The sequence below is a fragment of the Streptomyces sp. NPDC057623 genome, from assembly GCF_042800355.1.
In the GTDB taxonomy this organism is placed as follows: Bacteria; Actinomycetota; Actinomycetes; order Streptomycetales; family Streptomycetaceae; genus Streptomyces.
In genome coordinates this window covers 16,829-38,775 of sequence record NZ_JBHVGZ010000032.1, presented here as the reverse complement: position 1 = coordinate 38,775, position 21,947 = coordinate 16,829, and the positions used below count along the sequence as shown (strand labels likewise).

The following is a 21,947-nucleotide window of genomic DNA, read 5'->3' as shown; positions in this document are numbered from 1 at the left end:
CCGTGGACCCGAGCGGGGTCCATGGCGGCCGTCTCCGGGGCGCGCGTGAACGCGTGCGCCCCGGAACGGTCTCCGTTTCCCCCAGAACGGGCCCGTCCCCGGTCCCGCACGACCACTCGCACCACCTCCAAGACACCCACGTCAGAGCCGACGTGTTACCCGACCGGAGGAGAGCCGCAGTGTCCGCCCAGCCCGTTTCGCCCCACCCCGTCGACGAGAAACTCCCCGCCCTGAGAATGGCGACCACCGGTCTGCAACACGTGGCCGCCATGTACGCGGGAGTCGTCGCCCCGCCTCTGATCGTCGGCGCGGCCATCGGCCTGACCGCCACCGACCTGACCTTCCTCACCGGCGCCTGTCTGTTCACCGCGGGCCTCGCCACCTTCCTGCAGACCCTCGGCATCTGGAAGATCGGCGCCCGGCTGCCGTTCGTCAACGGCGTCACCTTCGCCGGTGTCGCGCCCATGACGGCGATCGTCGCCTCCACCGAGGACAAGTCCGACGCCCTGCCGGTCATCTTCGGCGCGGTCATCGTCGCCGGCCTGCTCGGCTTCCTCGCCGCCCCCTTCTTCAGCAAGGCGGTGCGCTTCTTCCCGCCGGTGGTGACGGGCACGGTCATCACACTGATCGGCATCTCGCTGTTGCCCGTCGCCTTCGGCTGGGCGCAGGGCCCCGACCCCGCCGCCCACGACTACGGTTCCGCGACGAACCTGGGCCTTGCGGCCGGGACCCTGCTGATCGTCCTGCTGCTGCGCCGTTTCACCACGGGCTTCGTCAAGCAGATCGCCGTACTCCTCGGCCTGGTCGCGGGGACGCTGATCGCGATCCCCTTCGGCGGCACCGACTTCGGCCCCGTCGCGGACGCGGATGTCATCGGCTTCCCGACCCCGTTCCACTTCGGCGCCCCGCAGTTCCAGCTGGCCGCGATCATCTCGCTGTGCGTGGTGATGGTGGTGTCGATGACCGAGTCGACGGCCGACATGCTGGCGCTGGGCGAGATAGTCGACCGCCCGGCCGACGAGAAGACCATCGCGGCCGGTCTGCGCGCCGACACCCTCGGCTCGGCGATCAGCCCCCTGTTCAACGGCTTCATGTGCAGCGCCTTCGCGCAGAACATCGGCCTGGTCGCGATGACGAAGATCCGCAGCCGGTACGTCGTCGCCGTGGGCGGCGGTTTCCTGGTGCTGATGGGCCTGTGCCCGATGGCCGCCTCGCTCATCGCGGTCGTACCGCGCCCGGTCCTCGGCGGCGCCGGTGTCGTCCTCTTCGGCTCGGTGGCGGCGAGCGGCATCCAGACCCTCGTCCGGGCCGGCCTCGACAAGGACAACAACGTCCTGATCGTCGCCGTCTCGCTGGCCGTCGGCATCGTCCCGATCGCGGCGCCGGAGTTCTACCACGCCTTCCCGGAGACGGCGCGGATCGTGCTCGACTCCGGCATCTCGACAGGGTGTGTGGCGGCGGTCCTGCTCAACCTGGTCTTCAACCACCTGGGCAGGGGCGGCCGGGACGCCCATGACGTCACCCATCCGATGGAGGCGGGGGAGGAGATCACCGGGACGGCGACCCGGGCCCCTGCCACGCCATGAGGTTGGCGAACAACTCGGCCTGCTCGACGGCGTCGTCCAGCGCATGGTGGGTGTGACGGCGCCTCGACAGCAGTTCGCGCGGCATCGTGCCCTTGGCCACGGCCCGCAGCGGCAGCCCGGCCTTGGTGGCGTACAGCGTCTTCATGTCCAGGCAGCCGGAGTGCCCGAAGGGGCTCGCTCCGGTGAAGCGGACCAGGTACCAGTACAGGAACGTCCAGTCGTACGACGCCGGGTAGCCGCACATCACGGGCTGCGCGGTGTCGCTGACCTCGCGTACCCAGCGCGTGAACTGGGCGAGTGCCAGGGCGGGGTCGAGGCCCTCCCGGCCGAGGCGTTCACGGTCGAGTCCGCTGACGGCCAGCGCCTGAGGCACGAACTCCTCGCTGATCGGGCGCAGTTCACGGTAGAAGGTGTGCCTCTGAGGGTCGGCCGCCGTGAACCCGTCGGCGTCCTGCACACCGGCGACCGCCGCGCCGAGGCTCAGCATCGAGTACGGACCGGGGATCGGGCCGTCGGCCTCGATGTCGACGGAGATGTAGAGACTGGGTCTGATACGTCGTGCAGCCATGGAGTGGGAGCTTCCCAGGTGGCCGGGGCCCTCCGCATCCGAATTCCGCTTAGGCTTCTGCTTCGGTCAACTCCAGGTTGACCAGGGGTTCAGGGGTTCAAGGGGTTCAGGGGATGAGGGGGGAAGCGGGCCGATGAGCAACGCTACCGAGGTGTTCCAGCCACTCCAGGCGGACGATCCGCCCGTGGTGGCCGGATACCGCCTCGCCGCCCGGCTGGGCGCGGGCGGCATGGGTCGGGTCTATCTGTCGCACACGCAGGGCGGCCGACCGGTGGCGATCAAGGTGGTACGGCCGGAGCTGGCCGACGACCCGGCCTTCCGGCGCCGGTTCCGCCGGGAGGTGGAGGCGGCCCGACGGGTCCGTGGCGCCTATACCGCCGAGTTGATCGACGTCGACGCGGACGGCGTACCGCCCTGGCTGGCCACGCTGTACGTGCCCGGGCCCTCCCTGACGGAGGCCGTCGCCCGGCGTGGCCCGCTGCCGGTGCCCGCGGTGCTGTGGCTGATGGCGGGGGTGGCCGAAGCACTCCAGGCCGTCCATGGCGCGGGCATCGTGCACCGCGATCTGAAGCCGTCGAACGTGCTGCTGGCCGCCGACGGGCCCCGGGTGATCGACTTCGGCATCTCGCTGGCCGCCGACCTCAGCTCGCACACCGCCACGGGCTCCACCGTCGGTACGCCCCACTTCATGGCCCCCGAGCAGGCGGCCGGGGGCGAGGTCACGGCCGCGACCGACGTCTTCGCGCTGGGCCAGACGGCGGCGTTCGCGGCACTGGGCCGGCCGCTGTACGGGGACGGCTCGGCCGTCGGCGTGCTCTACCGGATCGTGCACGACGAACCCGACCTGTCCGTGCTGCCCGAGCAGCTCCGTCCGCTGTTCGCCCGCTGCCTGGCCGCCGCCCCTCAGGAGCGCGCCACCCTGGCGGAGATCGTCGAGTGGTGCCGGCGACGGCTCGGCGCCGACGCCGAAGCGGGTGCGGGGCCGACCGTCTGGCGGGACGTCATGGGGCCGGAGGTGACGGTTCCGTCCCCGGTGCCCGCCTCCACCCGGGTGCTGCACACGCGGCCCCTGGTCGTCACGCAGCCGCAGCCGCGGCAGGCGGGGCCCGACGAGCGGCGGGCGGGCAGACGGCGTACCGCGCTGATCACGACCGTGGGGGTGGCGGCCGGGGCGCTGCTGCTGACAGGTTTCGCGTGGATGGTCTCGGACGCGGGGGACCGGTTCCGCGACTGGGTCGCGGGTGCGTCCGGCACACCGGGCCCGGGGCAGTCGTCGAGGGCGTCGGGTTCGGGGTCGGCATCCGCGTCCGAGCCGACGTCGGAGAACCGCACGGAGGAGTCGGGAACCGATGGCCGGACGCCGGAGGCGTCGAAGCCCTCCGCGACCGCGTCCGCGTCACCGCGGGTCCTCACCGAGGCCCCTGTGCTGCTGAACACGGACACGTCACTGAGCTTCGAGAAGCCGCTCTGGCGAGAGGACCGCAAGGGGGACATCCGCCTGGACTGCCAGGACGACGGCTGCGCGATGGAGAGCGATACGAGCGTGTTCCTCCAGATGTTCGGCAGTTCGGGGACCACCCTCGACGAATGCCGTCTCATGCTCGGTGGCGCCGACCGCCACCGCTGGACGCTGGCCTCGATCGCGGCCGGCACCGAGATCTGCGTCAAGCACTCCTCCGGGGACATCGCGCTGCTCGTGGTCCAGACGAAGTCGACGGCGCTTCCGGAACTCGGCTTCCTGAGCATGGATATGACGGTCTGGAAGGACGCGGCCTAGCCGCCCCGTGACCACACGCACTCGCCCCGGCGGAACTCCAGGAGTCCTGCCGAGGCGAGTGGTGTCACATGGCGGGTGCCGCTGTGGCGCGGGTCAGCGGGTGAAGGTCACCCGGTTCTCCTTCAGGGAGCCACAGTTGGAGCCCGTCACCTGCACGTACACGTTCTTGATGTGACCGCCCCAGTCGACGCAGTGCCCCTTGCCGTACACGTAGGTCGGTCCGGCGTACGAGGTGTACTGCCCGTAGTCCTCGTCGTACTCCTCGGTGTCGGACACGTAGATCCACGCCGACATGTCAGCGGCGGCCCCCGGGTTGTTGCGGATGGTCGCCACACAGTTCTCGCCGTTGGAGGCGTTGTACGTCAGGTAGATGGTGCCCAGCGAACCGACGGCCGCCGAGTTCACCGTCTTGTAGCCGCTTCCGCAGACCTTCTGCGGGGTGGTGTTGGGCGCGGCGGAGGCGGGCGCCGCCAGGGCGGCCGTGGATCCCACCGTCAGGGCCGCCAACGCGGCAGCGGACAGGACAGAACGCGCGTATCGCATATTTCCCCCTGGTATCCATTGGAGGTGGTTGCTCCTGCATGATGTGACCCACGGGGTATGCGAATGGTTGTGCTCGGTTCTGACGCTTCCTCAAGACCGCCGGTGGCGCGGGAGTCGGCGTGACTACAGCCCGAACAGGCTTGGGTCCATGGCCAGTTCCTTGAAGTAGTCCTGTGGGTTGGCGACCATCCTGCGCTCCTTGAGGTCCAGCAGACCGCCGACCGCCGTGAGTTCGGCGGCCACCGTGCCGTCCGCCTTGCGAACGGTCTGCTCGATACGGAACGTCTTGCCACCGGACCACTCGAAGGCGCAGGTCACGTCGATCTCGTCACCGGCGAGGAGCTCCCGCTTGTAGCGGATGGTCGTCTCCAGCGCGACGGGACCCACGCCCTTGCTCATCAGGCCCGACTGGCTGATGCCCGCGGCCCGGAGCAGCGACCAGCGGGCGTGCTCCGCATAGTTGATGTACACGCTCTGGTTGACGTGCCCCTGTACATCCGTCTCGTAGCCGCGGACGGTGACCCGGACGGAAAACGGCTCGCTCACTGCTTCCCCCTCTCGCCTTCGATGCCCTGGGCACCGATCTTGGCATGTCTGTCACGCACGGCGCGGGGAAGCCAGCAGATATCGCGCTCTTGTGCGAGGCTCGGTGTACTCGCCGACCTGCCACCCCGCCCTTTCCAGTGTGGCGGCGCAGGCCCGCAGACGCGCGCTGTCCGGCTCGTGCACGGCGACCGCCTCCGGCTGAGGGGTGGCCCGCACCCGGTAACCCGCCTCGGAGTCCTGCTCGGCCGGACGCTGCCCGGCAGCCTCCAGGGCGAGCGCGGCGGCCCGCACCAGATGCGTACGCTCCCAGCCGCACGGCCGGTCCGTCGCCCCGTCCGGATTGGTCATCCGGCGCAGCTCCAGCAGCCCCTGCCAGGCGCTGTGCACCTCGCGGACGCGGGCGGGCCCCGGCTTCGGCGGGTCCTCCTCGCCGCCGATCCGCGCGGCGAACGCGCCGCCGGCCGCGGGAACCTCGGCTTGCGCGGGTGCCGGCGGCTGCGCCTCCCGTATCCGATGCCCCGCCGGCGTCAGAAAGTGATCGTGCGGCGGCCGCGGGTGCCGGAAGGCGAGACCCCGCTTCACCAGCGCGGCGAGCTGCGCCTCCGTACCCCTGAGCCGCCCGGTGACGGGATCGGCGGCATCGATGACACGCCGCTGGGCGGCGGTCGGCGGTCGCGTCACGGCGTGCTCCTCCCCGGGCTGCGGGGTCCCGGCCGCACCGACCCCTGCCGGGTGGGCGCGTGTGCCCCGTCTGCCGGGAAGACTACGTCCCGGGTCTGACATTCCAGCCGGCGATCACCGGTCGCCCGTGCTCCGTACCCAGCCGGCACACCGTCCCCGTCGCCAGCTGGAACAGTGCGCCGTCCGCCGCCGGCAGCCCGAGCCGCCGGGCCGTGAGCACCCGCAGGAAGTGTCCGTGCGCCACGAGCACCACGGCGCCCTCCACCCGGGCGAGCGCGGCGTCCGCCTTGGCCAGCATCCGGTCGGCGCGCCGCCCGACCTGCTCCGGACTCTCCCCGGGGTGGTCGGGCGGCCCGGGCGCGACCCCGTCGGTGAACAGGAACCACCCCGGCCGCTCCCGCTGGATCTCGACCGTCGTGACCCCCTCGTACCCGCCGTAGTCCCACTCCCGCATGTCGGTGTCGACCGACACGTCGCGCACGTCGTGCAGCCCGATGAGCTCGGCGGTCTCCCGTGCCCGGCGCAGAGGGCTGACGAAGGCGGCCCCGACGCGGTGCGATCGGATCAGCGGCACCAGCCGCCGCGCCTCCTCGCGTCCGTGCTCGGTCAGCGGCACGTCCGTCCACCCGGTGTGCCGCCCGGACCGTGACCACTCGGTCTCGCCGTGCCGGACCAGAAGGAGATCACCCACGTGCGCGCCCTTCCCGCTCGCCTCCCAGCACCGTGCCACAGCGCTGCCGACGGCCGCAGGGCGGACTGGGCCGGACGGCGCCGTACCCCGGCGCCCGGCTCAGACCCCCGGCAGGCCCTGCACCGACTGTGCGAGCTGTCCGACCGCGACGACGAGCGGGGTCACCGGCTGGACGAACTCGTTCAGCCGGTCGAGGGCGCGCCGCAGGACGGTCGGCTGCGGTTCCTCCTCCTCGAGTTCCTCGCGCAGCCGGCGCAGTTCCCTGCTCGTGGCGTCGGGGTCGGCGAGCGCGGCGCGGTGTTCCTCCAGCAGCCGTTCGACGACGGCCAGGAGCTGGGCGGTACGAGCGGCCTGCTCGGGGTCCTGCGTCTGGAAGGAGACCGCGCCGGAGAACGCCTGGGCGCCGTCCCCCACGGCCTGGTTGCCCACGTACTGGGTGCCGCCGCTGATCATGACGCCCTTGTTGACGGGAGGGTCCTGGCGCCCGTCGTCGTTTCGCATGAGAAGTCTCCTACTTGTCGGAGCCACCCGCGGTGCTGAGCGCGGAGGCGCCGGACTGCTGCGGGAGGTTCTGGTTGGCGGTCGCTCCCGCGCCGATCGCCTGGTTGCCGATGATGCTCGTGCCGCCCTGCTGGATGAGCCCCTGGTTGAGGATCGTCTGCTGCTGGGCGCGGAAGTCGGTGATGTCGTAGCCGCGCGCGTCGAGGAACTCCCGGATGGCGGCCAGGGTGTGGCGTTCCACCAGGGAGATGATCCGGCCGGCGTCCACGACCTGGAAGTAGTTGTGGTAGTTGGGGCTCAGCGCCATCTCCCGGACGCTCACCCGGGCGCCGTAGTCGAAGACCGGGTCCTGCTCCATGGCCTTCAGCTCGTCCACCATGCGCCTGGTGTGCCGGGTCTCGAAGCGGGCGTGGCGCAGCGCCCGCAACGGCGCGGCGAAGAACGCGCCGCCGGTGCGGGCAAGCGAGGCCAGCAGCAGGCCGCGCCTGCCGTCGGCGCCGAGCGGGCCGCGCAGGCGGTCCACGACGTGGTAGTCGGCGGCCACCGGGCCGAGGATGTGGTTGTCGCAGTGCAGATGCAGCGTTCTGCCCGCGGTCGAGAAGTGCAGGAACGCGCTCGGCACCACGTCCCCGCCCCACATCGGGACGTGCACCGCCAGATAGTGGCGGACGGTCCCGGTCGGACGCAGCATGATCTGCTCGACGTCTTCGGCGGACAGCCGGACGGTCGGGGTGATGCTGCGCTCCGCCTCGATGAACCGCTCGTCGTCACCGATGGTCGTGCCGCTCGCGAAGACGCGGTCCTCGATGACGAGGGAGCCGAGCGCCTCCTCGTCGGACTCCGCCGCCCCGACGTCGTCGCCGGCGCCGCGCTCGGCGACCGCGTGCAGTCGTGCGCGGACGTGGTCGACGAGTTCGGCGACGGTGAAGGGCTCCGGCTCGGCGGGGCGCGCGGTCGCGCCGACCCGCTCGTCGGCGGGCAGGAGCGGCACCGCCAGCGACCACTTGGAGCTGGTCTCCGAGTAGCCGACGAACGGGGTGTAGCCGCTGTACACGGTGACGTTGCCGACCTGGGCCTGCTGGATGGCCGCGAGCCGCTCGGCCATCCACCGCTTGCGGGGCACGGTGGGGCGGGGCCGCCGGGCGAAGGTGTCGCGGGTCATGGTGGTGCGCAGCAGCTGGTCGACGTCCCGGTCATGGTCCACGACCGTCAGATGTGCGAACGCCACCGCCGCGATCGATGCCACCACGCCCGGCACCCCGCCCAGATAGGCGCCGAGCAGCCAGCCGGCGAAGCCCGACACGGGCAGCGACGAGATGAGGGAACCGAAGTAGAAGCCGATCAGGGCCACCACCGCGGTCGTGACGGCCCCGGCCACCAGCGCCTTGCTGCCGGGCTGGTGGTGGCCGCGGGTGGCCAGGCTCGGCTGGGCGCCGGGGCGTCGGGTGGTCGACAGCAGCAGCGCGACGTACAGGAGCCACAACGGCGCGAGCAGCGCCACTGCGGCGAACGCCGCCGTCAGCCGCAGATCGCGGTGGTGGCGCAGTTCCTGAGCCGACAGGCAGTGGCGTGCCACCGCCACCAGGTCGACGTCGGGCGAGGGGGCCACGGCGCTGGCCTCGTCGGCCAGGACCTCTTCCACCACCCGGTCGGCGAAACGTTCGTCCACGTAGGCCGCGGCGCACAGATAGCGGGTGACGTCACCCGGTGCGCTCCCGACCGGCATGCGGACCTGGGGCGTCGTCATGCCGAGCCCTCCCTTTCTCCTCCTGGCCGGTGGCGTCCGCCGGGCGGCGGATCCCGGGGCGCGCGTGCGGGGCAGCCCCACGGTGAGCAGCGCGAGCAGCACGCCGACCGCCAGGCCGAAGACGAGGGCCGAGAGCATGAGGTCCTTCAGCAGGGTGCCGGCCGGTGCGAGTTCCTCGTCGGAGAGGAACGTCTGGAGCAGGCCGAACCGCAGCAGGGACGCGAACGCGGGCGCCAGTACACCTGCCGCGAGGCAGCGGAACCAGCCCGTCCGGTGGCGGAGGAGACGCCCTGCGAAGAAGGCGAGCCCGGCGAGCAGCACCGCGACGCAGACGTCGTCGATGACCAGGAAGGTCACGCTGCCGTAGTCGCCGGTGGAGTACTGCCAGCCGGGCACGAACGCCGCTTCGAGGAGCCTGCGCAGAGTCTCGTCCCCGGAGTTCTCCATGTAGAACTTCTCGACGTAGAAGTCCCAGACCGATTGCTGCGCCCACGGGGTGCCCGCGGCGAGAACCAGCAGGACCAGCAGGCCCGTTCGGAAGCGTAAGTGCGATGGCGCGCCGGATTCATCTCGACCGGATTCACCGCGAAGCGACAAGAACACCTGCCGGTTCCCCCATCCCTGATCCCGGAGATCAGTGGCCGCACTCTATGGCATCCCCGTTCTCTCTGATCGTGAATCAGCGAACATCGACAAGCCCGGCTCAACCGCCCCGCGGGCTACTGCCGGTACCCGCTGAGGAACCGCCCGATCCGTCCGATCGCCGCCTCCAGGTCGTCCGCGTAGGGCAGGGTCAGGATCCGGAAGTGGTCCGGGGTCGGCCAGTTGAAGCCCGTGCCCTGCACGACCTGGATCTTCTCCCTCAGCAGCAGGTCCAGGACGAACTTCTCGTCGTCATGGATCTTGTACACCTCGGGGTCGAGGCGCGGGAACGCGTACAGCGAGCCCTTCGGCTTCACGCACGACACACCGGGGATCTCGTTGAGCTTCTCCCAGGCCACGTTGCGCTGTTCGTACAGCCGGCCGCCCGCGGTGGTCAGATCGCGGATGGACTGGCGGCCGCCGAGGGCGGCCTGGATGGCGTACTGGGCGGGCGCGTTGGCGCACAGGCGCATGGAGGCCAGCATCGTCATGCCCTCCAGGTAGTCCTTGGCGTGCTGCCGCGGGCCGGTGACGACCATCCAGCCGGAGCGGAAGCCCGCCACCCGGTACGTCTTCGACAGGCCGCAGAAGGTGAGGACCACCAGGTCGGGGGCGAGGGCCGCGACCGAGTGGTGCACGGCGTCGTCGTACAGGATCTGGTCGTAGATCTCGTCGGCGAAGACCATGAGGCCGTGGCGGCGGGCGAGGTCGAGGATGCCCTCGAGGATCTCCTTGGGGTAGACCGCGCCGGTCGGGTTGTTCGGGTTGATGATGACCACGGCACGCGTGCGGTCCGTGATCTTCGACGCCATGTCGTCCAGGTCCGGGTACCAGTCGGCCTGCTCGTCGCAGAGGTAGTGGACCGCCTTGCCGCCGGCGAGGGTCGTCACCGCCGTCCAGAGGGGGAAGTCCGGGGCGGGGATGAGGATCTCGTCGCCGTCCTCGACCAGGGCCTGTACGGCCATGGAGACCAGCTCGGACACGCCGTTGCCGAGGAAGACGTCGTCGACGCCGACCTCCAGGCCGAGCGTCTGGTAGCGCTGGGCCACGGCCCGGCGGGCGGAGAGGACACCGCGCGAGTCCGTGTAGCCGTGCGCCTGGGGGAGCATCCGGATCATGTCCTGGAGGATCTCCTCCGGCGCCTCGAAGCCGAAGAGCGCGGGGTTGCCCGTGTTCAGGCGCAGCACGCTGTGGCCCGCCTCCTCCAGCGCGTTCGCGTGCTCGATCACCGGGCCGCGGATCTCGTAACAGACTTCGCTCAGCTTGCTCGACTGCCGGAACTCCATGCGCGCTCGCCTCTCCGGTTTCGTGTGTTACTTGGTTTTACCAAGTTCGAGCTTGGAAAGTCCAACAACATGTCTAGACTGCGCCACATGTCACCTCGCCGAAGCTACGACCAGTACTGCTCCGCCGCGCGGGCGCTCGACCTCGTCGGCGACCGCTGGACCCTGCTGATCGTCCGGGAGCTGCTGGCCGGCCCGCGGCGCTACACCGACCTGCACGCCGATCTTCCGGGCGTCAGCACGGACGTGCTCGCGTCGCGGCTGAAGGACATGGAACGGGACGGCGTCAGCACGCGCCGCCGGCTGCCGCCACCCGGCGCGGCCTACGTCTACGAACTCACCGCGCGCGGGCGGGAGTTGCTGCCCGTCCTCCAGGCGCTGGGGGAGTGGGGGCAGGCCGAGCTGGGCGAGCGGCGACCGACCGACGCCGTGCGCGCGCACTGGTTCGCGCTGCCGCTGACGCGGGCGCTGGACGGGGAGGGCCTGGTCGAGGTCCGGCTGGAGGAAGGGGACTTCCATCTGTACGTCGGCGCGCAGGACGGGCCGGTCTACGGCGACGGACCCGCTCCCGGTGAGCCCGACGCGCGACTGGTCCTGGACTCCGTCACGAGCGAGGCCGTCGCGCGCGGGGAGCTGAGCGTGACCGACGCCGTACGGGGCGGGCGTGTCGAGGTGACCGGCGAGGGCACGCTCGCGAAGGCGCTCAGGGAGGCGTGAACGGCGAAGGGGCCCACCGCCCTCGCGGTGAGCCCCTTGTGTGGGAGTGTCAGGCGCCCGGCGGCACCCGAGACGGCCGTCCAGTCCCACGGGTCAGCGCGTAACCGCCGATGCCCGCGAGCGCGGCCAGCACACCGCCGATCGCGGTCCACACCCAGCGATCCGACCACCATCCGGAGGCCCAGCCGTCGTCGGGCTCGATGCTGGAGAGCACCGCCGAGGCCGACGAACTCTCCTCGTCCTCCTGCGACTTCACGGCCACACCCGGCACGAGCGGCTCCGCCAGCGACCCGTCCACGGCGGCCGAACCGCCGATGTCCTCGGAGTCGACGCGGATCTCGGCGCCGACCGGCAGACCCAGGTCGGAGGCGGGCACGTCCACGGCGGTCAGCCGGATGTAGTAGGTGCCCGGCAGCGGGTCGTCGGCCCACTGCTCCGACCAGGCCCGCACGGTGCGCAGCACGCAGGTCAGCTCGACCGAGGCGCTGTTGGCCGCGGCGGTGCGCGTCTGGGCGCCGTACTGGCAGGCCTGACGGCGGCGCAGACCGTCGTACACGTCGATCTGCCAGGTCTCGGCGGCGTGCGTGTCCGGCAGCTTCACCGTCGCCTTGACGGTGGGGCGCTGTCCGGCGTCCGCCGGGAACGACCAGTACAGGTAGTCACCGGTGGAGGCGCTCGCCGTGGCCGTCTGCCCCTGCCCGACCTCGGTCGCCGTACGGAAGGAGGTGCCCGCCGTGGTCGGCGCGCCGCCCTCCTCCGAGGCGCTCGGCGACGGCGAGGAGTCGGCCGCCGCGGGACCCGCCGCCAGCCCCAGCGCCAGCAGGGCGCCGCTCAACACTCGTGTGATCCGCATCAGTTGGTCCTCCAGACCGCGAACCGCCAGCGCGACAGCCAGCCCCAGACGAGACCGGCGAGGAAGCCGGTGAGGATCAGCGCGCCCAGCAGCCACCAGCCGCGCCCGAGGCCGAAGGAGGCCACGTCGCTCGACGTCGACGGCCCGTCCACGACGTCGACCGTCAGCTCCAGCGGCAGACCGGGCGTGGCCTGCACGCCGGAACCCGCGGAGAAGGACTGGGTGACCTGGAGGCACACGGTCTCGGCGGGCGCGGAGTCCTCGTCGTCGCCGTCGGCCTCCGCCTTCGGGTAGCGCAGACCGGTCGACACGACGTCGGTGCGGCCGTTGCCCGCGGCCTCGCCGCGCACGATCTCCCGGCCGCGCTCGGTCACAGCCCGCAGCAGCACCCCGTAGGAGGGGTTCACGGCGCGGTCGGCCGACACGCTCACGGACGTGCGCAGCTCCTGGCCGGGCTCGACGTCCACGCGATACCAGCGCTGCTGCCCGAACTCCTCACGGTCGGTGTACAGGCCGGACTTCAGCGTCGGCGCCTTCGCGCACTGGGCCGCGCCCGTCGTCGCGACCGGCGTCACCACCGGATCGGCCGCCCGGTCCACCAACTGGTTGACCTTGTCGGCGAGTTCGTCGGTGTGCTCGACCGAGGTGAAGGTGCCGCCGGTCGCCTCGGCGATGCAGCTGAGCTGCTGGCGCAGCTTGGTGTTCGGGACCAGGCCGAGCGTGTCGATGGTCAGGCCGATGCCCTTGGCGGCGATCTCCCGGGCCACCTCGCAGGGGTCGAGCGGGGCGCAGGTGTCCTCGCCGTCGCTGATCAGCACGATGCGCTTGGAGCCCTCGCCGCCGTCCAGGTCCTCGGCCGCCTTCAGCAGGGCGGGACCGATCGGCGTCCAGCCGGTGGGCGTCAGGGTCGCCACCGCGGTCTTGGCCTCGGTGCGGTCCAGCGGGCCGACCGGGTAGAGCTGCGCGGTGTCCTTGCAGCCCGTCCTGCGGTCGTCGCCCGGGTAGTTGGCGCCAAGGGTGCGGATGCCGAGCTGGACCTCTTCGGGCGTCGCGTCCAGCACCTCGTTGAAGGCCTGCTTCGCCGCGGCCATCCGCGACTGGCCGTCGATGTCCTTCGCCCGCATCGAGCCGCTGACGTCGATCACGAGATCGACTTTCGGAGCGGTTGCGGTGGTCTCGTCGGCGCTCGCCCCGGCCGGGAAGGCTATCCCGGCCGTGAGCGCGGCGAGCAGGGCGCAGACCCCGGCCGCCAGCCGTTGTGTTCTGATCATCGGCGGATCCTATTGATCAGAGGTGTCCGGCTCCAAACGAGGTCGGACCGCCTGCCGGACCGCCCGCCGGACCACTGGTCAGAACGCCTCCGCGACCAGCGGGTTGGGCAGCTCGGCCCACTGGTCCCCGGGCGTCCCCGGCGACAACCGCATCAGCGTCAACGCCTTCGTGGGCAGCGCCTCCCCGCGCAGCGCGGCCAGGTCCACGGTCTCCGGCAGATCCCGTACGGCTGCCTCCAGCGCCCCGCGCAACGCCGTGCCCGAGCCCGCCGTGCCCGCCAGCGACCCCGCCACCAGTGAGCCGAACAGCTTGCGGCGCAGGGTCGGCACGTCGTCCGTGACGATCCGGCCCGTCAGCTCCGGCACCGGGATGCCGTGCCGGGCCAGCCGCGCCGGGCTGACCCGGATGTCGGCGAGGTCGCGGTAGACCAGCCGGACCGGGGCGCCGTCCGCCGACAGCACCACGAGCAGGTTCTGGCCGTGGGCCTCCAGCGCCACCCCCAGCTCCAGCAGCCGCAGCCCCACGGTGAGCGCCAGCCGCGTGAACCCGGCCGACCACGCCGGGGATCGGGGCAGCTCGGTCGTGGCGAGCGCGGCCACCGGCACGACCCGCTCTCCCGGTCCCGCGTACTCCTGCGGTGACTCGCGCAACACCGCCGCCAAATCGGGGGAGTTGGCCGTCGCGGCGCCCAGCGTGCGGGTGACGTGCAGCAGCCCGCCCAGGCGTGCCGCCAGTTCCTCGGCGAAGTCCGACAGCGTGGCCGAAAGGCCGATGGAGTACACCGAGATGTCCCGCACCGAGGACGTCAGCCGGGCGCTCAACGCCGTTTTGACGTGGGGACCGCCCGGGAGGGCGAGCGTCCGCAGGGACATCAGCGGGTGCGCGGCGATCCCGTCGCCGGCCGGGTCGCAGGGACGCTTGAGCACATGCTCGGCCTGCCACGGATGCACCGGGATCAGCAGCCGCTCCCCGTCCCGCGTCCGGTCCCGCATCGCCTCCGGCCACCGGCCCGTCACCAGGCATTCGTCCGCCCGCACCGGCACCACCCCCAGCGTCACCACCGGCCGGTGCTCGGGGCTGTACGCCAGCTGCTCGGCGGCCGAGAAGCCGGGCCGCGAACGGCAGTTGGGATGGAACGGGTGCCCGTCGACCACCCGCTGCTCCCACTCCCAGTCCCTCGCCGGCCACCCCTCCGGGTGAGCCCCCTGCCCGGCCCGCGACAGCGCCAACGAGGCGACGCTGTGGGCGAGTTCGGTGGCGAAGGCCGAGCCGTGCGGTACCCGGAGGTCGGTCAGCAGCCGGGCCGGATCGCCGTACGACGTCCGGTCGAGTCGTACGGCGGTGGTGTACGGGTCGGTGGCGTACGGGTCGGCGTGCGGGCCGTGCAGCCGGCGGCCGTCCGAAAGGCGCAGGGTGAGGCCCTCCCGGCCGGGATCGCGCCGGGCGATCCAGGGGAGGGGCTCGTGCGCGAGGGCACGCCACAGCCGGGTCAGAACGGCCGCTCGCGCGGCGGGGAGCTCGGCGGCGTACCGCGACGCGAGTTCGGGGCGTGCGTCGGCCAGTTCGGCGGCGACCTCGGCCTCGGCGCTGGAGGGACGGTGCACGGGCGGGCTCCTCGGGTACGAGTAGGACGTCGGGCCAGGCGCCGACGACAGACATACTGATCGTCTTCCCGTCTGAACGGCCTGTAGAGACCGTCGTGAACGGACAAGTCGAGACCGTCCGGAACGGGACCGTGGTGACTGTCCCGAACGGACCGTAGAGAACGAGTGGATCGCGTGCACCTCAACCCTCCACCCGCCGCCGACGTCGCGGAACGCGCCGACGCCCACGCGGTCGCGCCCCTGCTGAACTGCCTGCTGCGTGAGGTGGCCGAACCGCACGGGCAGTCCGGCGGGCGGCGGGTGTACCGGCTGCCCGGCTCGGAGCGGCTGCTGCGGGTCCTCGGTGAACGGCGGCCCGCCGAGCCCGAGGTGCGCACGGACGGCACCTGGCGGCGCGTCGGGCACACCGAGCTCGTCAAGCTGGTGGCCGACGAACTGCGCCGGCACACCGGACTGTCCAACCACGAACTGCCCGCCGAGATGATCGACAGCCGGGACGCCGTGGCCGCGTTGCTCACCGCACGCGCGCGTGCGACGCCGCCGGACGACCGCTACCTCCGCTCCGAGCAGTGCCTCCTCACCGGCCACCCCCACCACCCCGCCCCCAAGGCGCGGGGCGGCGGTCCGGTCGGGGCCTGGCTGCCGTACGCCCCCGAGGCGCACGCCCGCTTCCCGCTGACGCTGCTCGGCCTGCGCGAGGACGTGGTCGTCGAGGAGGGCGACACCTCCGCCCTGGACGCTCTCGGCGAGGCCCCGCCCGGCTACCGGCTGCTGCCCGCGCACCCCTGGCAGCTCGACCTCGTCGGCCGGGAGCTCGCAGAGGCGTTCGCGGACGGCAGGCTCGTGCGACTGGGCACGACCGGCTTCGACGCCTGGCCGACGGCCGCGATCCGCACGCTGTACGCCCCCGAGCGCGATCTCTTCCTGAAGTTCAGCCTCGATGTGCGCATCACCAACGACATCCGCCGGCTGTGGCGCCACGACCTGCTGAAACTGCGCCGCACCGACGCCGCGGCCACGGCGGCCTTCGCCACCGGCCCCGCGGCCTGGCTGAGCGACCGCGGCTACCGCACCGCCGGCTTCGCCTTCGAGGAACTCGCGGTCCTGGTCCGCGACGGGCTGCGGGGCAGCCTGCCGCCGGGCGCGACGCCGCTGCTAGCCGCCGGGCTCGTCGAGGGCTTCGAGGGCAGCCCGCTCGCCGACGCCGCGGACCCGGCGGCCTGGTGGGAGGCGTATCTGGCCCAGGTGGTCCCGCCCGCCCTCGCGGCCTTCGCCGAGCACGGCGTCGTACTCGAAGCGCACCTGCAGAACACGCTGGTCGCCGTCGACCGCGACGGCCTCCCCGCGCAGGCCCTGTTCCGGGACGCCGAGGGCGTGAAGCTGCTGCCGGACGTGTCCCGGGCGGCGGGCTGGGAGCGGCTGGTGTACTGCCTGGTCGTCAACCACCTCGTCGAGATCGCCGGCGCCCTCGTCGAACACCACCCGACCCTGGACCCCTGGCCCGCCGCACGCCGCGAGCTGACCCGCCACGACCTCCCCGAGATCCCGGCCCTGCTGTCCGCCCCCACCCTCCCCGGCAAGACCAATCTGCTGCTGCGCTGGACGGGCGCGGACGGCGCCGCCGCCCGCTATCTGCCGCTACCGAACTCCCTGGCGGGCAGAGGGAACGAGAGGTGACGCCTCCTTTGATGGAGTGTCAGGTCGCTTTCCGGATGGGGTGGAACCCTTCGAGGCGGCGCACGGCGTATCCGTCGAGTGCAACCCTCGGCGTTACGGGTTAGAAGCCGAGCAACAGTGGATAAAGCGGAGTAAAATGGGTACGGTCCGGCTGAGTTGCCGATCACGCACGGTGTGTCAATGCCCATGTGCCGCAACTGAAAATCCCCGAGGCAATAGCGATGAACCCGTCCGTCGACCCACCCGGCGGCGAATCACGTGGCCGCCCGCCCGTTCCGCCGCCGCCCCCGCCGCCCGCGTGGCAGATCCGGCCCGAGCCCGATACAGAGGGCCCACCGGTTCCCCTTCCGCCCATGCCGCAGTCGCCCCCGCCGGGAGCACCCCCTCACTTCTCCTATGACGTCACCCGGTACCTGTGCGCGGCGATGCATACCGATATCGGGCTCGCGCGCAAGGCCGTGGCCCGAATCGTGCACGAGCCGCGGCGTGCGGCGGCTTCCTCGCCCGGCGTGGACCTCGGTTGCGTGTTGCGACACGCTCTGGCCGCCCGTACCCGCCAGGGGCGGCGGGACGTCGTACTCCTCCTCCTGCTGATCCTCATAGTGATCACCATGCCCTTCACCGGAGGTGTGTCCCTCTTCCTGGGGCTGCTCGTGGCCTGGGCCATCGTGGCCGCCGAATTGCTGTCCGTGTACTACGGCGTCGTCTCCCGGAAGTTGAAACGGGAGAACTTCGACCCGAGGCAGTCCCCCCGGCCACCGACGGCCAAGGACGCCGCACGACTTGAGACGATCGAACTCCGGGACAGGGGCAATGTCGTGGTCTCCTCCCGCTTCGAGCCCTTCGTCGGGCACGGCGAGACCTACAGAACCTGGTCGTTCGCTCTGAACACCGGACGTGCCGATGCCGGCAGGCAGGTCATCCCGTTCACCATCCATGACCTCAACGCCCATATCTCCGCCCGGGTCCAGGCGCTCGAGCTGCCGGGCATGGACGTCGCCGACGTGCTCTTGGTCAACGGGGCCGACCTGCTGATCGGAATCGACGACCGAACCCGTGCCGAGGTGCTGCGCAACCTGGCCGGACCGCCCGGAGCACAGGTTTCGGACGCCCTCCTGCGTGAGCTGCGCGAGGACGGCAAGGGCCGCGCGCGGCCCTATCTCGCGGTCCGGGTCACCGGGTGGAGCGGCGAACTGGTCATCACCTTGTTCCTGAGGTGCGCGCTGCTGTCCGGTCGTGACATCGCGTTCATCGAGGGAAGCAACTGTCTGCTCCCGCCTGTGCGGGAGAAGTACCGGACGGTGGACAGGCTGCTGGACGCGCCTACCTTCCGGCAGTGGTGCCGACTGGTCGGTGAGGCGGGTGCACGCACCCCGATCCTGCTGGTCCGCGCGCCCTTCACGCTCCTGAGAGACCTCTTCGCACCGCTCGAGAGGCACCGCGCACAACGCAGGCAGGAGCGCTCGATCCGCATGCGCACCTTCGACTACGGCTCGAAGTTCAGCCTTCGGGAGCAGGCGAGCGATCGGTTCTTCCACCGGTACTTCCAGTCACTGGACCGGGAGTTGTACGCCAAGACGATCGAGCACCGTGTTCTGGACGCCCTGGTGCAGTTTCTCGAGGACCACAACATCGACTCCAGCGACCTGATCCAGCGCCAGACCACCATCTACAACTCCGGTCTGTTCGCGGGGCGTGACATCTCCATCAAGCGTTCCAGCGTGCGCGCCGGAGGCGGCGGCCTGTTGCGGAACCCGCAGCCCACAAGGCAGAGGTGACGTGATGTCGAATCGCGGGGCACATGAGTCAGCGAGTCACGTCAGCGGTATTCAGGCCGGGCGGGACGTGCGCATCGAGCGGAGCACGCTCGCCTTGGGTCACGCCACGGTGACCGGAACTCCGACGCCGGCAGAGCATGCGGCGGCCGTCGCGGAACTGCGCACCGCGGTCGGTGTTCTGCTGGACGAACTCCGCCGCAACCAGGATCAGTACGAGGACGGGGCGGAACTGGTCGAGGCCGCCGAGCAGGTGCAGGCGGAACTCGCCCGCGACGAGCCGCGCCGCAACACCCTCCTGCGCTGGCTCGGTTTCATCGCCCCCGGCGTCCACGCGATCGCCGCGGTCGCGGCGGACGTGACCGCGATCCAGCAAGGCGTGGATGCCTTGTTCTAGACCGGCCGCCGTCACGCTTGGTTACTATGTCATTTCATGCCGGACGCCGGAGGCAGGGGCCTGGGAGCTGGTCGTGGAATATAAGGCAGACGACGTGTGGGGCCTTGGAAGATGTTGAGAAAGGTCACCGCCACCCGCTATATCGAGCCACTGCGGTCCGGCGGCTCCGTGCCCGGAGTCGTGGAGGCCGACGACCTGGGCACCTATGTCGTGAAGTTCACCGGGTCCGCGCAGGGCCGCAAGGCGCTGGTCGCCGAGGTGATCGTCGGGGAGCTGGCCCGCGCTCTCGGGCTGCGCTTCCCCGAGCTGGTCCTGGTCCACTTCGACCCCGCGATCGCCGCGAGCGAGCAGCACCAGGAGGTACGGGAACTGCACGCGGCCAGCGCGGGAGTCAACCTCGGTATGGACTTTCTGCCGGGCGCGAAGGACTTCACCCCGGAGGTCGCCAGGGCCTTCCGCGTGGATCCGCTGGAGGCCGGACGGATCGTCTGGCTGGACGCCCTGACCGCGAACGTCGACCGTACGGTCCACAGCTCCAACCTCATGGTCTGGCCCACGCTGGGGACCGTTCCGCCCCGCCTGTGGCTCATCGACCACGGCGCCGCGCTCGTCTTCCACCACCGCTGGGACGGCTCGGATCCGGAGAAGGCGTACGACTTCCGTCACCACGCCCTCGGCCACTACGCCCCCGACGTGCGCGCGGCCGACGCCGAGCTGGCGCCGAAGGTCACCGAGGCACTGCTGCGGGAGGTCGTGGCAGAGGTCCCGGACGCGTGGCTGAGCGCCGAACCGGGCTTCATGAGCCCTGGAGAGGTCCGCGACGCCTACATCGCCCACCTCCACGCGCGCGTACAGGCATCCTCGGCCTGGCTCCCCACCGACTTCCCCACCCGGGAGGAACTCGCCGCCGAGGAGGCCCTCCGGGCGGCGAGGACACAGCAAGGCCGGCCGAACTGGCTGAAGCGGGTGCCCGACCTGCACGGCAAACCGGCCGCGGAACAGGATTGGTCGGTGCACCTCGGATGAGTGGCCGTGTCGAGATCGAGTACTGCACCCAGTGCCGTTGGCTGCCGCGCGCGGCCTGGCTGGCGCAGGAACTGCTCACGACCTTCGAGGCGGAGCTGACCGAGCTGGCGCTGAAGCCCGGCAAGGGCGGCGTCTTCGTCGTCCGCGTCGACGACGACGTCGTGTGGGACCGCCGCGAGCAGGGCTTCCCCGAGCCGACGGCGGTCAAGAGGGTCGTACGCGACCGAGTGGCCCCGGGGAAGTCCCTGGGCCACTCGGACACACCGGCTTCCTGAGGGCTCAGCCCTTGAGCTGCTCGTACGCCGGCAGCGTCAGGAAGTCCGCGTAGTTGTCGTCGAGGGAGACCTCCAGGAGCAGGTCGTGTGCCTGCTGCCAGTGGCCGGCCGCGAAGGTCTCCTCGCCGATCTCGGCGCGGATGTTCGCCAGTTCCTCGGCGGCGACCTTGCGGGCCAGCTCCGGGGTGGCCTGCTCGCCGTTCTCGAACTCGACGCCCGCGTTGATCCACTGCCAGATCTGGGAGCGGGAGATCTCGGCGGTGGCCGCGTCCTCCATGAGGTTGAAGATGGCGACCGCGCCGAGGCCGCGCAGCCAGGCCTCGATGTAGCGGATGCCGACCTGGACGGCGTTGACCAGGCCCGGGTACGTGGGCTTGGCGTCCAGCGAGTCGACGGCGATCAGGTCGGCCGCCCGGACGGAGACGTCCTCGCGGAGGCGGTCCTTCTGGTTGGGCTTCTCGCCGAGGACCTTGTCGAAGGACTCCATGGCGATCGGGACCAGGTCGGGGTGGGCGACCCAGGAGCCGTCGAAGCCGTCGCCGGCCTCGCGGTCCTTGTCGGCGCGGACCTTCTCGAAGGCGACCTTGTTGACCTCGGCGTCCCGGCGGGACGGGATGAACGCCGCCATGCCGCCGATCGCGTGCGCGCCGCGCTTGTGGCAGGTGCGGACGAGGAGTTCGGTGTACGCGCGCATGAACGGGGCGGTCATCGTCACCGCGTTGCGGTCCGGCAGGACGAACTTGGCGCCGCCGTCACGGAAGTTCTTGACGATCGAGAACAGGTAGTCCCAGCGGCCGGCGTTCAGCCCGGAGGCGTGGTCGCGCAGTTCGTAGAGGATCTCCTCCATCTCGTACGCCGCCGTGATCGTCTCGATCAGGACGGTCGCGCGGACGGTGCCCTGCGGGATGCCGACGTAGTCCTGCGCGAAGACGAACACGTCGTTCCAGAGGCGGGCCTCCAGGTGCGACTCCGTCTTCGGGAGGTAGAAGTACGGGCCCTTGCCGAGGTCGAGCAGACGCTGGGCGTTGTGGAAGAAGTACAGGCCGAAGTCGACGAAGGCGCCCGGCACCGGCCGGCCGTCGACCTGGAGGTGACGTTCGTCGAGGTGCCAGCCGCGCGGGCGCATGACGACCGTGGCGAGCTCCTCGTCGGCCTTCAGCGCGTACGACTTGCCGGACCTCGGGTCCGTGAAGTCGATGTTGCGGGTGTAGGCGTCGGCCAGGTTGACCTGACCCAGGACGACGTTCTCCCAGGTCGGCGCGGAGGCGTCCTCGAAGTCCGCGAGCCAGATCTTCGCGCCCGAGTTGAGCGCGTTGATGGTCATCTTGCGGTCGGTGGGGCCGGTGATCTCGACCCGGCGGTCCTGGAGCGCGGGCGGGCACGGGGCCACCCGCCAGGAGTCGTCCGCGCGGATCGCGGCGGTCTCCGGGAGGAAGTCGAGCGTGGAGGTGCGGGCGATCTCGGCGCGGCGCTCCGCACGGCGGGCGAGGAGTTCGTCACGCCGGGGCGTGAACCGGCGGTGCAGCTCGGCCACGAAGGCCAGGGCCGCGTCGTTCAGGACCTCCTCCTGCCGGGGCAGGGGCTCGGCGTCGACGATGGCCAGCGGGGACGGCGCTGGTGCGGACATGAGCTGTCACTTCCTTCAGCGAGCTACGAAGACGAGCGGTCGAGCTGTCTGGCACCGGGTGCCAGTCTTCCCGGGTACGGCTGGGAACGCCCGTGGAGCAGACGGGTGCTTCTGAACAGTGGATACTAGTTTCCTCATGGTGGAAGTTCAATCGTTTGT

20 protein-coding genes are annotated in these 21,947 nt (G+C 71.2%); 8 read left to right on the top strand and 12 right to left on the bottom strand.

Going from position 1 to position 21,947, the window contains the following annotated elements; genetic code table 11:
* The first annotated feature begins 236 nt into the window (after positions 1-236).
* A complete protein-coding gene (locus ACFU95_RS28340; RefSeq protein WP_383832849.1) occupies positions 237-1,586 on the top strand; it encodes a nucleobase:cation symporter-2 family protein in 1,350 nt (449 codons plus the stop codon).
* Here the strand turns inward: ACFU95_RS28340 and ACFU95_RS28335 are convergent.
* Complete coding sequence (locus ACFU95_RS28335) at positions 1,549-2,154, bottom strand: 3'-5' exoribonuclease domain-containing protein (RefSeq protein ID WP_383832726.1); 606 nt, start codon at positions 2,152-2,154, stop codon at positions 1,549-1,551. The genes ACFU95_RS28340 and ACFU95_RS28335 overlap by 38 nt on opposite strands.
* A gap of 133 nt (positions 2,155-2,287) precedes the next feature.
* Between ACFU95_RS28335 and ACFU95_RS28330 the strand changes: the two genes are divergently transcribed.
* Entirely contained in the window at positions 2,288-3,931 is a 1,644-nt protein-coding gene (locus tag ACFU95_RS28330; RefSeq protein WP_383832724.1) for a serine/threonine-protein kinase, read from the top strand.
* 93 nt (positions 3,932-4,024) lie between these two features.
* Here the strand turns inward: ACFU95_RS28330 and ACFU95_RS28325 are convergent, their stop codons facing one another.
* The 7 genes from ACFU95_RS28325 to ACFU95_RS28295 form a co-directional block, all read right to left on the bottom strand.
* On the bottom strand, positions 4,025-4,474 hold the full coding sequence (locus tag ACFU95_RS28325; RefSeq protein ID WP_383832722.1) for a spore-associated protein: 450 nt from the start codon (positions 4,472-4,474) through the stop codon (positions 4,025-4,027).
* A gap of 123 nt (positions 4,475-4,597) precedes the next feature.
* Entirely contained in the window at positions 4,598-5,020 is a 423-nt protein-coding gene (locus ACFU95_RS28320) for an acyl-CoA thioesterase (protein WP_383832720.1), read from the bottom strand.
* A 51-nt stretch (positions 5,021-5,071) separates the two neighbouring features.
* A complete protein-coding gene (locus ACFU95_RS28315) occupies positions 5,072-5,701 on the bottom strand; it encodes a hypothetical protein (RefSeq protein ID WP_383832718.1) in 630 nt (209 codons plus the stop codon).
* A gap of 82 nt (positions 5,702-5,783) precedes the next feature.
* Positions 5,784-6,392 (bottom strand): histidine phosphatase family protein, encoded by a 609-nt coding sequence (locus ACFU95_RS28310; protein ID WP_383832716.1) that lies wholly within the window; start codon positions 6,390-6,392, stop codon positions 5,784-5,786.
* Between the two features lie 99 nt (positions 6,393-6,491).
* A complete protein-coding gene (locus ACFU95_RS28305; RefSeq protein ID WP_383832714.1) occupies positions 6,492-6,893 on the bottom strand; it encodes a DUF5955 family protein in 402 nt (133 codons plus the stop codon).
* A 10-nt stretch (positions 6,894-6,903) separates the two neighbouring features.
* Complete coding sequence (locus tag ACFU95_RS28300; protein WP_383832712.1) at positions 6,904-9,087, bottom strand: hypothetical protein; 2,184 nt, start codon at positions 9,085-9,087, stop codon at positions 6,904-6,906.
* A 272-nt stretch (positions 9,088-9,359) separates the two neighbouring features.
* Positions 9,360-10,568 (bottom strand): pyridoxal phosphate-dependent aminotransferase, encoded by a 1,209-nt coding sequence (locus ACFU95_RS28295; protein WP_383832710.1) that lies wholly within the window; start codon positions 10,566-10,568, stop codon positions 9,360-9,362.
* 87 nt (positions 10,569-10,655) lie between these two features.
* On the opposite strand from ACFU95_RS28295, the gene ACFU95_RS28290 reads away from it, so the two are divergent.
* Entirely contained in the window at positions 10,656-11,282 is a 627-nt protein-coding gene (locus ACFU95_RS28290; RefSeq protein ID WP_383832708.1) for a winged helix-turn-helix transcriptional regulator, read from the top strand.
* A 49-nt stretch (positions 11,283-11,331) separates the two neighbouring features.
* On the opposite strand, the gene ACFU95_RS28285 is transcribed toward ACFU95_RS28290, so the two are convergent.
* The 3 genes from ACFU95_RS28285 to ACFU95_RS28275 form a co-directional block, all read right to left on the bottom strand.
* Entirely contained in the window at positions 11,332-12,135 is an 804-nt protein-coding gene (locus tag ACFU95_RS28285) for a hypothetical protein (RefSeq protein ID WP_383832706.1), read from the bottom strand.
* A complete protein-coding gene (locus ACFU95_RS28280; RefSeq protein WP_383832704.1) occupies positions 12,135-13,406 on the bottom strand; it encodes a VWA domain-containing protein in 1,272 nt (423 codons plus the stop codon). The genes ACFU95_RS28285 and ACFU95_RS28280 overlap by 1 nt, the downstream gene beginning before the upstream one ends.
* Before the next feature lie 78 nt (positions 13,407-13,484).
* Positions 13,485-15,011, bottom strand: coding sequence for an IucA/IucC family protein (locus ACFU95_RS28275; protein WP_383832702.1), 1,527 nt, complete (start codon positions 15,009-15,011; stop codon positions 13,485-13,487).
* Between the two features lie 174 nt (positions 15,012-15,185).
* On the opposite strand from ACFU95_RS28275, the gene ACFU95_RS28270 reads away from it, so the two are divergent.
* From ACFU95_RS28270 to ACFU95_RS28250, 5 genes are all read left to right on the top strand, one after another.
* Positions 15,186-16,688, top strand: coding sequence for an IucA/IucC family protein (locus ACFU95_RS28270; RefSeq protein WP_383832700.1), 1,503 nt, complete (start codon positions 15,186-15,188; stop codon positions 16,686-16,688).
* A gap of 353 nt (positions 16,689-17,041) precedes the next feature.
* Complete coding sequence (locus ACFU95_RS28265) at positions 17,042-18,466, top strand: hypothetical protein (RefSeq protein ID WP_383832698.1); 1,425 nt, start codon at positions 17,042-17,044, stop codon at positions 18,464-18,466.
* A 4-nt stretch (positions 18,467-18,470) separates the two neighbouring features.
* Positions 18,471-18,860, top strand: coding sequence for a hypothetical protein (locus ACFU95_RS28260; protein ID WP_383832696.1), 390 nt, complete (start codon positions 18,471-18,473; stop codon positions 18,858-18,860).
* A 111-nt stretch (positions 18,861-18,971) separates the two neighbouring features.
* Positions 18,972-19,886: a HipA family kinase gene (locus tag ACFU95_RS28255; RefSeq protein WP_383832694.1), complete on the top strand. Its 915-nt coding sequence runs from the start codon at positions 18,972-18,974 to the stop codon at positions 19,884-19,886.
* The gene (locus tag ACFU95_RS28250) at positions 19,883-20,161 is read left to right on the top strand and encodes a SelT/SelW/SelH family protein (RefSeq protein ID WP_383832692.1); all 279 of its coding nucleotides are present in this window, start codon (positions 19,883-19,885) and stop codon (positions 20,159-20,161) included. Before ACFU95_RS28255 ends, ACFU95_RS28250 begins: the two co-directional genes overlap by 4 nt.
* Before the next feature lie 4 nt (positions 20,162-20,165).
* On the opposite strand, the gene aceB is transcribed toward ACFU95_RS28250, so the two are convergent.
* A complete protein-coding gene (gene aceB, locus ACFU95_RS28245) occupies positions 20,166-21,788 on the bottom strand; it encodes a malate synthase A (protein ID WP_383832690.1) in 1,623 nt (540 codons plus the stop codon).
* Positions 21,789-21,947 lie beyond the last annotated feature (159 nt).

Bases quoted from the DNA above. Each gene is read 5' to 3' on its own strand.
- ACFU95_RS28340 (WP_383832849.1), top strand. From the start codon at position 237: ATGGCGACCACCGGTCTGCAACACGTGGCCGCCATGTACGCGGGAGTC.
- ACFU95_RS28335 (WP_383832726.1), bottom strand. From the start codon at position 2,154: ATGGCTGCACGACGTATCAGACCCAGTCTCTACATCTCCGTCGACATC.
- ACFU95_RS28330 (WP_383832724.1), top strand. From the start codon at position 2,288: ATGAGCAACGCTACCGAGGTGTTCCAGCCACTCCAGGCGGACGATCCG.
- ACFU95_RS28325 (WP_383832722.1), bottom strand. From the start codon at position 4,474: ATGCGATACGCGCGTTCTGTCCTGTCCGCTGCCGCGTTGGCGGCCCTG.
- ACFU95_RS28305 (WP_383832714.1), bottom strand. From the start codon at position 6,893: ATGCGAAACGACGACGGGCGCCAGGACCCTCCCGTCAACAAGGGCGTC.
- ACFU95_RS28300 (WP_383832712.1), bottom strand. From the start codon at position 9,087: ATGGAGAACTCCGGGGACGAGACTCTGCGCAGGCTCCTCGAAGCGGCG.
- ACFU95_RS28295 (WP_383832710.1), bottom strand. From the start codon at position 10,568: ATGGAGTTCCGGCAGTCGAGCAAGCTGAGCGAAGTCTGTTACGAGATC.
- ACFU95_RS28290 (WP_383832708.1), top strand. From the start codon at position 10,656: ATGTCACCTCGCCGAAGCTACGACCAGTACTGCTCCGCCGCGCGGGCG.
- ACFU95_RS28285 (WP_383832706.1), bottom strand. From the start codon at position 12,135: ATGCGGATCACACGAGTGTTGAGCGGCGCCCTGCTGGCGCTGGGGCTG.
- ACFU95_RS28280 (WP_383832704.1), bottom strand. From the start codon at position 13,406: ATGATCAGAACACAACGGCTGGCGGCCGGGGTCTGCGCCCTGCTCGCC.
- ACFU95_RS28265 (WP_383832698.1), top strand. From the start codon at position 17,042: ATGCCGCAGTCGCCCCCGCCGGGAGCACCCCCTCACTTCTCCTATGAC.
- ACFU95_RS28260 (WP_383832696.1), top strand. From the start codon at position 18,471: ATGTCGAATCGCGGGGCACATGAGTCAGCGAGTCACGTCAGCGGTATT.
- ACFU95_RS28255 (WP_383832694.1), top strand. From the start codon at position 18,972: ATGTTGAGAAAGGTCACCGCCACCCGCTATATCGAGCCACTGCGGTCC.
- ACFU95_RS28250 (WP_383832692.1), top strand. From the start codon at position 19,883: ATGAGTGGCCGTGTCGAGATCGAGTACTGCACCCAGTGCCGTTGGCTG.
- aceB (WP_383832690.1), bottom strand. From the start codon at position 21,788: ATGTCCGCACCAGCGCCGTCCCCGCTGGCCATCGTCGACGCCGAGCCC.